Genomic DNA, 10,270 nt, shown 5'->3' with positions numbered 1-10,270 from the left:
ATCCCTCCCGCTCGTCTTGAGAAAGGTACTCAGGCTAAGCGCGGTTAAAGCTCAATGCAGCAATTTACTTAATAAGGAAGGAATCGAGCTCATCGAGGCTCCGGGCTTGTCCAACACCTGAATATGGGGTGTCGCCTTCGCGACACCTATTCTTGTATGTTATGTTTTTAATTGATAACTGAGGGCTAAAATCTCAAACTGTCCAATCTCATTAAAATTAAACTTAAAGTGTTTGTAGCCTTCGGATTCAGATACTTCATCTTGATCGATATGCAACTTCAACCAATTAGACTGTTCAATTTCATAGCAACTATCGTAGCGTTCTCCGTTTAAGAAAGACTTAGCCATTTGCCACTTCATAGCAATTGGGTCTGCAAAGAATACTACTACCTTTTCCTCTCGCCAATCACGAAATTTTAAGATCACATCACCTTCTATCTGAAGAATTTCAGGATATTCAGCATCAGCAGTAGAAAATCCAGTTTCAATTAATTTTGCAATTTCCAAGTCTGACTCCAGAAAACATAACGCCGCCCACAGCGGCGAGCGTAGCGAGTCCGGCAGCCAAAGGCTGCGAACTGATGGGCATTGTTAGGGCCCTTAGTGATTATCGAAGTCATTATGAGGCGTACCCAAACTGACTGAAACATACATTTCCAGGAGTGCCTGCCGCATAGGATCAGGCTCAGATACAAAGCGCACCTGCATTTCCCTTACTCTTTGCTTTTGTCTAATAAACTCAGGCCCAAACTTAGGGTGCTTCTCTAAACTAGAACGCGAACCCTCGGCAACATATGTTGCCTGTGTGATACCTGTTATTGCTCTGGTAAGCCTAAATGCAAATGTCGCTGAATTGTGGCCAGAACTTGGGCGACAATGATTTTGTAACCTTTTTCGAATTGTGTTTGTCCTGCCAACGTATAGATGGTCTCCGTTTTCTGAGAAAAGGTATATACCAGATAAAGGCATTTCTCTCGGCAATGTTGCGACTGTAACAGGATCCATATTGAGGAGCCTTTGAAAAGAGGGCTCCAACGAATCAATATACTCTTTAAATACTGGGTGCATATGTTGATTGCCCATCGTGGTAGAGCGGCCCATTACTGGGCCGACCCCACACAGATCCGGACGTGCGGAATTACCGCATCCGGCTCTTCAGTTATATATTCACGCGTGTAAACCACCACGCTCCTAGTACCAGTCAACATGAATAAATCGCTTACTCACTCTTGGTCGCTCTATGGCGTAATACATTAGCATCTTCTTGAAATTAATCCAATTGTAACTGCGCCTGCCACTGCGCCTATTCAGCCATTTGTATAAACTGTGCAGCACATAACTGTACAGTTTATCTAGGCTGTGGCTGTTGTCTGGCAAGCCAAAGTAATTTCGGTATCCCATCAGTTTGCGTTTCAGTTGTGGCATCCAAGTGTTCAGCTTGTTTGACCGCTTGGCTTTGATGTATTGGTAAAACTCGCTCATGCTGGCGCGGTGCTTTTCCCCCCCTGTGCGCCGCCTAAGTCGAGGCTTACCTTTAGCATCCTTTGACCAGTAAAAGGCAAAGCCGAGAAACACAAATTGCCGTTTTCGACTCGGGTGAAATCGACTGAAGCGCAGCAGCGACGTTTTCTCTTCTGCTACTTCTAAGTTGCTTATGTTTAAATAAAAGTCTTGAGTCGTTTTGGCAGTACCTCATAAAATCGCTCAGCATCGTTGGCGTATTGAAACGCACACACAAAATCATCGGCGTACCGGATGAGCATCGCGCGGCCACGCATTCGAGGTTTTACTTTCTTTTCAAACCATAAGTCGAGTGCGTAATGCAGGTAGATGTTCGCCAGTACTGGGCTAATGATCCCCCCTTGCGGCGTACCGCTTTTCGGGTGTTCAAAACCACCTTCAGGTGATTTTATGCGGGCTTTAAGCCATTGGCTGATTAAACTCAGCATGGCGTTGTCATCAATGCGTTGTTTGAGCATCCTCATCAGCCAGTCGTGATCAAGGTTATTGAAGAAGCCTTTGATATCAGCCTCCACAATGTAACCGTAACCTTTAAACTGGAGATTCAGTGCTAAACTGTGCACCGCCTGATGGGCGCTTTTATTCGGTCGGTAGCCATAGCTATTGGGCAAAAAGTCCGCTTCCCAGATGCTTTGTAATATCTGGCTCACGCCTTGTTGCACCAACTTATCATCCACCGTGGGCAAGCCCAGCGGTCGTTGTTTACCATTGCTTTTGAGAATAAAGACACGTTTGATGTCATTGGCTCGAAAGCGCTTATGCTTAAGGGCATCGCTCAGTCGAGTTATGTTGCCAACAAGTTGCTGTTGATAAGCGGGCATGGTGATGCCATCAATACCGGCGGCTGCTTGTTTATTGAGCTGACCCCAACTCTGATACAGACAATCTTCCCTTAGTAATCCGTATAAGTTCTGAAACCTGTGTTTGGGGTGGCGCTGTGATTTAAATATGATCGCGTTTAGTTCGGTTGTCATAGTGAATCCAGCCCTACATTGTCCGGCCTATGTGTCTGCTAAACACGTGACTCTTTATTTATAAGAAGTACTGTTAACCCCTTCGCCATGTGATCGGCTTTCCCGTCTCGAACTACTATGGGTTAATTTGACCGGGGGGCGCTCCGCTGCCAAAGGGTCATCGTTGGCCTTGCTTTTGGCTTAGCTTCCCTACCGCTTCCTTGCGGAACGCCCTTGGCTCTCTCAAGTTCCTGATGCATCTCTTTAAACATGCCACGGCTTAATAACTCCGCTGACTCGCCACAACCTCACTCATTACGGTTGCTTTGCTTGGACTTCAGTGGCGTTACAAACCTCGTCAGTCAGACTGTACTTATCGGAGCGATCTCAGCACTTCAGGGACACGCATCCCCTATGGCCTACTTAATTCTCTGTGTACGCTTCACCTATCTTGTTCGCTGAAAAAAAAACCAGCTCCGCCATAGGCGCAACACTCGATACGGGTGGTGAGTTAAACCTTACCCGACAGGGACTTGCACCCTGCAAGATGCATCAAGCTTCGCTTGACGCACTAACGCCGCATTAAGCGGACTAAAATTGTGGGTTATACTGTGGAGCGAAGCGGAACGTAACCCACTGTTTTAGTTCCGTTTAAATGCCTTGTTGAACGAAGCCGCTGCGCGGCAGAGTGTGGCTGATATTTCATACTCAAGTAATCCCCTCAATTTGATGGGGCATGCTGGAGTAAAAACCATGAATACCACCGACCAACAACGCTTTGAATTTCTTTACCAACAACATCTTACCAACTTAACCTTGCAAGGAAAACGCCCGGCAACCATTGATGCGTATTCTCGTGCGGTGCGTCGCCTTTCTGCGTTTTTTGACCGCGCACCCGATGCCATGACCGCGGCGGATTTGAAGACCTACTTTGCCAGCCTGATTGCCACTCATTCTTGGAGCACGGTGAAAATTGACCGCAATGGCTTGCAGTTTTTCTATCGCTACACCCTAGACCGCCAGTGGGAGTGGCTTAACATTGTCAAACCGCCGCAGGTGAAGCGCTTGCCGGATGTGTTGACCTCAGCCCAAGTCGGCTTGCTGATTTCCATGACGGTTAAGTGTCGCTATCAGGTGTTCTTTTTGGTGTTGTACACCTTGGGCTTGCGCTTAAGCGAAGGGCTTAATTTGACCATCTCGGATATCGACAGCGCATCAATGCAGGTGCATGTGCGTGACGGTAAAGGCGGTAAAGACCGACTCGTGCCGTTGCCTGATCGCACCTTGGTGGCACTGCGCGGATATTGGGCCACTCATCGCCATCCTCGCTTGTTGTTTCCGAAGATGGGGCCCGATAGTGACAGCCCCATGGATAAAGGCAGCGTGCAAAAAGCCCTCAAGCGGGTAATGGCAGATTGCGATATTCATCAACACATTAGTCCCCATTCGCTGCGCCATTGTTATGCCACTCATTTACTGGAGCAAGGCTTGGATTTGCGCTCGCTGCAAGCCTTGCTTGGTCATGCCAGTCTCAATACCACCGCGCGTTATACCCACCTGACCCGCGTGAAACAAGCCGACAGTGTGTTAGCGGTGAACCATCTCGCTGATAGATTGGTGTTGATGTGGGCTCAGTCATGAGCGCCTTTATTGAAATATTGCGTGAGCATCAGGATGCGCTGCGCCAGCAATACAACCTCAACAATGACATACGCCGCGCCATTCATGCCATGCTCCGCTGTCAAACCCAGCAACAAGGCAGCTCAAAGTGGCAATGTCGTCACTGCCCGCATCAGGAAGTGACGCCGTTATCGTGTGGGCATCGGTTTTGTCCGCAGTGCCAACAGCGCACCGCGTCCAACTGGTTATGGCGACAACAAAGCAAGCTATTACCCACCACTTACTTTATGGTGACCTTCACCTTGCCTTATGAGCTAAGGGCACTCGCGGCCCATCATCCACGCCATTTATATCCCATTATGTTTAAGGTGACCGCCAGCATCCTCAAAGACTTCGCCGCCAAGCAAAAAAACAAAGGCGAGCTCGGCTTTACCTCGGTGCTGCACACCCACAGCCGACAGCGTAATCTGCATCCGCATTTGCACATTTTAGTGGCTGGCGGGCGCTATGACGCCAGTAAAAAACAGTGGCACAAAGGTAAAAAAGATTACTTGTTTAACGCCTTTGCACTGGCGAAAGTGTGGCGCGCCAGAATGCTCGACGCCATCAATCAACACCCGAGTTTGAGCCTGCCTAATCACCTTCCGTCAAAATGGGTGGTGGATTGCCGCGCCGTGGGGGAAGGACTGCCAACGCTGAAGTATCTGTCGCGCTACTTATATCGCGGCGTGCTGCCCGACAAAGACATCATTAACATCACCAAGGATAACGTCACCTTTCGTTATCGCGATGGGCAAACCAAACACTGGAAGCAGCGCACGCTGCCAACACTGAAGTTCTTGATGCTGATGTTGCAACACGTACTGCCCAAGGGATTACAACGCGCCCGTGATTACGGCTTTTTACGCGGCAATGCCAAAGCCATCTTGCATCAAATACAGTGCTTATTGCTGCCGTTACTGCAACTATTGCTGGGAATAGCGCCACCGACCAAACCCGAGCGCACTTGCCCTTGTTGCCAGCACAGCATGCACTGCATTGGTATCAGCCGACCGAGATAAAAACACCGCAAGGACGCAATAAGGATAATGGCCTTCACCACGCCGAAGGCGACAACAAGAGGAATAAACAGACAGAAACAACACACAGGCAAGAAGTAACAAACTGATAAGGTTAGCGTTTACAACATGACGCCCCTTGCATCAATCCCGCTCGCCTTGAGAAAGGGACACAGGCTAAGCGCGGCCAAGGCACCACAGCGTAATTTGCTTAATAAGGAAGGAAGTCGAGCTTATCGAGGCTCCGGGCTTGTCCAACACCTGAATATGGGGTGTCGGCTTCGCGACACCTATTCTTGTATGTTATGTGGTGTTCACGATTGAATTTTTAGGCTAATTATTCAAAAAAAATTGTTTTGTAATTCGACTAGAAAGTGAATTATGTATCTTGTTATAGATATATAATCCACCACCCAACGCACCGATTAAAGCTAGAATTAAAAGAACAAAAAAACCAAGATAGACAGACGTTTCAACAAGACCATTACTGATATTTTGCTTGTCCAGAACAGTTATACTTGGTCCAAAATAATACATTCCAACTGACCATAACCAAGCATAAGTGATTGCAATTATTGCAGATATACTGTGAGAAAATATATTAATTGCCTTTTTTATTTTTTGGCTTGTATGATTGAATTCTGTTTTCACAGAACCAAGTTCATTAGTTTTTACTGTTATTTCAGCATTTTTTTCAGCTAATTGTTTTGACTTTATTTCTTCTACAATTGCATAAATATCATCTTCTGCAATATCATCACCAGAAAGAACTGACGCATGCTGAACCATATTAAATAATGAACTGTTCCACCTTACTAAATTGAAATCATCTTCGGTAATGTTGCCTTTCTTTTTTAGGTCTTTAAAACGATTTAAAAAACTATCCCAAAATTTATCATCAGAATTTAACGCAGTATAAGCATCAGTCAATAACATATCGAAAGGTAACGAAGCAAAATGCTCAGGATGTTTCAGCCATAAAAATGTTGCTAGCCATTTTTCAGACGCAACAACTTGGATTGAATTTTTCTCTATCTCTTTTTTAAAAAAATGGTTAGTAACATTTTCAATTGATTTATTGGGAGTGATGAATGTTGAGAATTTTTCATTTAATGAGTTTATTGATTTTCCTTCTCTAGAATTAAATACTCTAGATACACATGTAATATCATGAGAGGTTCTTTTAAACCCAACTCGCTTAAGTAATTTTTTTAACCTATTCTCGTCACAACAAAATTGCTCTTTCAAAACAAAATCATTATCAACTTTAATTCCAATTTCATTCAAATTCGATTCAAGTAATACTGATTCAGTATTAATTTGTTCAGGCGTAACCCCTCTGGAATTAAATAATTGCCGAGTCATTTCATGTAACAAGTAGTACCTTTTATTTTGTAATGTCTCCATCCAGAACGAGAAAACGCCTCTAATTTCTCTGGCAGTAACGTCAAATATTTTTATATTTGCGTTGAGATCGATAATTAGTTCTAAAAATTCATGTAAAGATTTTTTTCGTGTTGGACCATCCCAGCCAAGTAATCCCATAATGATCGGGGTATCTAAATATATTGTAATATTATTGAATTTTGTTTTTTGAGAAGTTTTATCTGCAAAAGTTAAGTAATTAGCTAATAAAGTACCTTTTACTATTCGAGTGATATCTGGGATTAACGACTTCTTCTGTTGATGGATGTGTTTTATAAAGCTTGCTAATAGATATTGTTTATTCTTAATCTTTGTATTTGTTTCTGGAATACTTCCATCTATATTCTCAGTAAATATTGATATATTAGCCCTTATGAAGTTATAAAGTGATTCTTCACTAAATTCATAGGTTAATTCTTCTCCAAACTCTTCTTTTGCATAGGTTATTAGACATTCTACGACGCTATTTATAGAGTTTTTAATTTCACTTTTTTTTGATTTTGATTGCTTCGTTAATTCATGTACTTTTGAAAATTGAACAAAAAACTGCTTGTTATCTTTGATTAACAACCCTAAATTTTTTGCTCTAATAAGTAGCGAGTTTAATGCCCCTAATGGCGTGACTATTTTAAACCGATCATTGAATGCATTTTGAAGTTCAGATTTATCAATTGTTTCAGTGTTAAGCTCTTCCAATATATCAGCTAAAAAAGGAATAAAAAGATCTAGCTCATCTGATTTTTTCTTGCCTTGCAAACTTTCTAGAAGTGAAAGGTTCACAAGCGGTGAATTTTTTTCTATTTGTTGCATAACTGACTTTGCTTCCCTTTTCTAGATTTCCTAATATTTGGAAATTCGTTACCATTCACACTGGCACATAACGCCCTATATAAACCGCGCGAAGCGTCGGGCGGCCGCAGGACGCGAATTTAATATTTTTGTTACGTTGTGAGACCGAAACTATTTCAGCCATCCCTTTTCTCTTTCGCAAAGCTTATCCCATTCATCTCTACTAATGACTGTAATGTTATCTATATGCGTTCCAACTAGCAGATTTTTTAAATCCCATGATAAGACTTCATGGTTATCTTTTGGGCTACTACCACCAAAGTTTGGGAGTAAGTCCTTATTAAAAGTCCATATGCCACCCTTAATTAGGTCACGTAGTTCTTTGACGCTTCTAGGTTCATTCTCTAAGAATGGTGTACTTACCAACTGTTCAGAAATAAATTCAATATCGTTAGATTCGTCATCTATACACCACCCAGGTGTTTCATACCATAAATAAGCACCAAATCCTTTCTGCTTTATATGTAACACTTTATCCGAGATATTTGGATCAAGCTGATAAAATCCCAAACTAGTTAATCTATTCGAATTAATCGTTTCTATTTCAATAGGTTTAGCTAAGGGAAATAAAGAAATGATCTGGGCGTAAATCAAATTCAGCTTAGAAATAACTAAATCTAAGTCCGACGTGGTGCCTAAGAGCAACGCTATCTCTTTCTTGACCTTTACTTGCAGCTCATAAATCTTCATATATTTGCAACGTAACGCCTTGCTAAACGGCAGCCGAAGCGCAGCGTAGGCTGTCCGGTGGAGGGCGCGCTTTTTGCGCCCGGAACGAATTTGAGCAACTTGTTATAAGGCATTTTGCTGCCACTCTGATCTATTGATTTTGTACAATACGTGCTCGCATAGCGGGTGTGATTTATCAATATCGGGGTGCATAAAATTCTGATGACTGTTTTGCATGCCGATTTTTTGCATAACTGTTTTAGAGCGCTCATTGGTGAGAGTTGTAAATGAAACAACCTCATTTAGATTTAGCTGAGTGAATGCAAATCTTAATGCTTCTTTGGCTGCTTCGGTTGCATAACCCTTACCCCAGTGTTGCTTTGACAATCGCCAGCCAATCTCTACACAAGGCGAAAACGGCATTTTATCAGTTGGAGTATGCAAACCAACAAAGCCAATGAATTTATGCTGGCTCAGTATTTCGACGGCCCAAAAGCCCCAACCACGCTCATTTATGAGGGATAAAATCTTTTTCCCCATTTCATAGCTTTCTTCTTTAGTCTGGGCCTTTGGAAAATATTCCATTACCTCTTTATCACTGCACATTTCAGCAAAAGGAAGAAAGTCATCCTCTGTCCATTGACGAAGCAGTAATCTATCCGTTTTCAACATTCTTCGACTATGCCTTATAACGCCAAGCTAAGCGGCGCAATTTATTGCGTCCAAAGCTTGAGCGCCTTGTTGAACGAAGCCGCTGCGCGGCAGAGTGTGGCTGATATTTCATACTCAAGTTATCCCCTCATTTTGATGGGGCTTGCTGGAGTAAACCCATGAATACCACCGACCAACAACGCTTTGAGTTTCTTTATGAACAACATCTTACCAACTTAACCTTGCAAGGAAAACGTCCCGCAACGATTGATGCCTATTCTCGTGCTGTGCGTCGCCTTTCTGCGTTTTTTGACCGTGCGCCCGATGCCATGACCGCGGCGGATTTGAAGACCTACTTTGCCAGCCTGATTGCCACTCACTCTTGGAGCACGGTTAAAATTGACCGCAATGGCTTGCAGTTTTTCTATCGCTACACCCTCAACCGCCAGTGGGAGTGGCTTAACATTGTTAAACCGCCGCAGGTGAAGCGCTTGCCGGATGTGTTGACGTCAGCCCAAGTCGGCTTGCTGATTTCCATGACGGTTAAATGTCGTTACCAAGTGTTCTTTTTGGTGCTCTATACCTTGGGTTTGCGCTTGAGCGAAGGGCTTAATTTGACCATATCGGATATCGACAGCGCATCAATGCAGGTGCATGTGCGTGACGGTAAAGGCGGTAAAGACCGACTCGTGCCGCTGCCTTCGCGCACGCTTGTCGCATTGCGTGGCTATTGGGCCACGCATCGCCATCCTCGATTATTGTTCCCGAAGATGGGGCCCGACAGTGACAGCCCCATGGACAAAGGCAGCGTGCAAAAAGCCCTCAAGCAAGTGTTAGCTGATTGCAATATCCATCAACACATTAGCCCCCATTCGCTGCGCCATTGTTATGCCACCCATTTACTGGAGCAAGGCTTAGATTTGCGCTCGCTGCAAGCGTTGCTCGGTCATGCCAGCCTCAATACCACCGCGCGCTACACCCACCTGACCCGCGTGAAACAAGCAGACAGTGTGTTAGCGGTGAACCAACTCGCCGATAAACTGGTGTTGATGTGGGCTCAGTCATGAGTGCCTTCATTGAACTGTTGCGAGCAAATCAGGATGTGCTGCGCCAGCAATACAACCTCAACAACGACATGCGCCGCGCCATTCATGCTTTATTACAATGCCAAACCGAGCAACAAGGCTCCTCAAAGTGGCAATGTCGCCACTGCCCGCATCAGGAAGTGACGCCGTTATCCTGTGGCCATCGGTTTTGTCCGCAGTGCCAACAGCGCACCGCGTCCCAATGGTTATGGCGACAACAAAGCAAGCTACTGCCCACCACTTACTTTATGGTCACCTTCACCCTGCCTTATGAACTGCGCCCCTTAGCCGCCTCACACCCGCGTCATCTGTATCCGCTGATGTTTAAAGTGAGCGCCCAAATCCTTAAAGACTTCGCCGCCAAACAAAACCAAGGCGAGCTCGGCTTTACCTCGGTGCTGCACACCCACAGCCGACAGCGTAATCTGCATCCGCACTT

At 44.6% G+C, this 10,270-nt stretch carries 10 protein-coding genes; 4 read left to right on the top strand and 6 right to left on the bottom strand.

The window, feature by feature from the left end:
• Window positions 1–159 precede the first annotated feature (159 nt).
• The 3 genes from K1M91_RS20695 to K1M91_RS20685 form a co-directional block, all read right to left on the bottom strand.
• Window positions 160–507, bottom strand: coding sequence for a hypothetical protein (locus K1M91_RS20695; protein WP_232804162.1), 348 nt, complete (start codon window positions 505–507; stop codon window positions 160–162).
• A gap of 684 nt (window positions 508–1,191) precedes the next feature.
• Window positions 1,192–1,401, bottom strand: coding sequence for an RNA-directed DNA polymerase (Reverse transcriptase) (locus K1M91_RS20690; RefSeq protein ID WP_232804163.1), 210 nt, complete (start codon window positions 1,399–1,401; stop codon window positions 1,192–1,194).
• Window positions 1,402–1,658: 257 nt separating this feature from the next.
• Window positions 1,659–2,495 carry a reverse transcriptase domain-containing protein gene (locus K1M91_RS20685; RefSeq protein ID WP_232804161.1) on the bottom strand — a complete coding sequence of 279 codons (837 nt, stop codon included), beginning with the start codon at window positions 2,493–2,495 and terminating at the stop codon, window positions 1,659–1,661.
• A 732-nt stretch (window positions 2,496–3,227) separates the two neighbouring features.
• On the opposite strand from K1M91_RS20685, the gene K1M91_RS20680 reads away from it, so the two are divergent.
• Together K1M91_RS20680 and K1M91_RS20675 are read left to right on the top strand one after the other, a co-directional pair.
• Window positions 3,228–4,115, top strand: a complete 888-nt coding sequence (locus K1M91_RS20680; RefSeq protein ID WP_232804160.1) for a site-specific integrase — start codon at window positions 3,228–3,230, stop codon at window positions 4,113–4,115.
• Window positions 4,112–5,155 (top strand): transposase, encoded by a 1,044-nt coding sequence (locus K1M91_RS20675; RefSeq protein WP_232804159.1) that lies wholly within the window; start codon window positions 4,112–4,114, stop codon window positions 5,153–5,155. Before K1M91_RS20680 ends, K1M91_RS20675 begins: the two co-directional genes overlap by 4 nt.
• A gap of 330 nt (window positions 5,156–5,485) precedes the next feature.
• Here the strand turns inward: K1M91_RS20675 and K1M91_RS20670 are convergent, their stop codons facing one another.
• From K1M91_RS20670 to K1M91_RS20660, 3 genes are all read right to left on the bottom strand, one after another.
• Complete coding sequence (locus K1M91_RS20670; RefSeq protein ID WP_232804158.1) at window positions 5,486–7,387, bottom strand: hypothetical protein; 1,902 nt, start codon at window positions 7,385–7,387, stop codon at window positions 5,486–5,488.
• Between the two features lie 150 nt (window positions 7,388–7,537).
• The gene (locus K1M91_RS20665; RefSeq protein WP_232804157.1) at window positions 7,538–8,116 is read right to left on the bottom strand and encodes a hypothetical protein; all 579 of its coding nucleotides are present in this window, start codon (window positions 8,114–8,116) and stop codon (window positions 7,538–7,540) included.
• Window positions 8,117–8,218: 102 nt separating this feature from the next.
• Window positions 8,219–8,767 (bottom strand): GNAT family N-acetyltransferase, encoded by a 549-nt coding sequence (locus K1M91_RS20660; RefSeq protein ID WP_232804156.1) that lies wholly within the window; start codon window positions 8,765–8,767, stop codon window positions 8,219–8,221.
• 158 nt (window positions 8,768–8,925) lie between these two features.
• Here K1M91_RS20660 and K1M91_RS20655 point away from each other — a divergent pair, with 158 nt between their 5' ends.
• Window positions 8,926–9,813 (top strand): site-specific integrase, encoded by an 888-nt coding sequence (locus tag K1M91_RS20655; RefSeq protein WP_232804155.1) that lies wholly within the window; start codon window positions 8,926–8,928, stop codon window positions 9,811–9,813.
• The coding region (locus K1M91_RS20650) for a transposase zinc-binding domain-containing protein (RefSeq protein WP_232804154.1) at window positions 9,798–10,270 on the top strand (473 nt) is incomplete at its 3' end. The genes K1M91_RS20655 and K1M91_RS20650, both read left to right, overlap by 16 nt.

The sequence above is a fragment of the Motilimonas sp. E26 genome (genome assembly GCF_021278025.1).
In the GTDB taxonomy this organism is placed as follows: Bacteria; Pseudomonadota; Gammaproteobacteria; order Enterobacterales; family CBDFNC01; genus Motilimonas.
This window is presented reverse-complemented; position numbering and strand designations above follow the sequence as displayed.

Excerpts from the sequence above, each read along its gene's own strand:
- K1M91_RS20665 (WP_232804157.1), bottom strand. The coding sequence starts at position 8,116 with ATGAAGATTTATGAGCTGCAAGTAAAGGTCAAGAAAGAGATAGCGTTG.
- K1M91_RS20685 (WP_232804161.1), bottom strand. The coding sequence starts at position 2,495 with ATGACAACCGAACTAAACGCGATCATATTTAAATCACAGCGCCACCCC.
- K1M91_RS20660 (WP_232804156.1), bottom strand. The coding sequence starts at position 8,767 with ATGTTGAAAACGGATAGATTACTGCTTCGTCAATGGACAGAGGATGAC.
- K1M91_RS20690 (WP_232804163.1), bottom strand. The coding sequence starts at position 1,401 with ATGGGATACCGAAATTACTTTGGCTTGCCAGACAACAGCCACAGCCTA.
- K1M91_RS20655 (WP_232804155.1), top strand. The coding sequence starts at position 8,926 with ATGAATACCACCGACCAACAACGCTTTGAGTTTCTTTATGAACAACAT.
- K1M91_RS20680 (WP_232804160.1), top strand. The coding sequence starts at position 3,228 with ATGAATACCACCGACCAACAACGCTTTGAATTTCTTTACCAACAACAT.
- K1M91_RS20670 (WP_232804158.1), bottom strand. The coding sequence starts at position 7,387 with ATGCAACAAATAGAAAAAAATTCACCGCTTGTGAACCTTTCACTTCTA.
- K1M91_RS20675 (WP_232804159.1), top strand. The coding sequence starts at position 4,112 with ATGAGCGCCTTTATTGAAATATTGCGTGAGCATCAGGATGCGCTGCGC.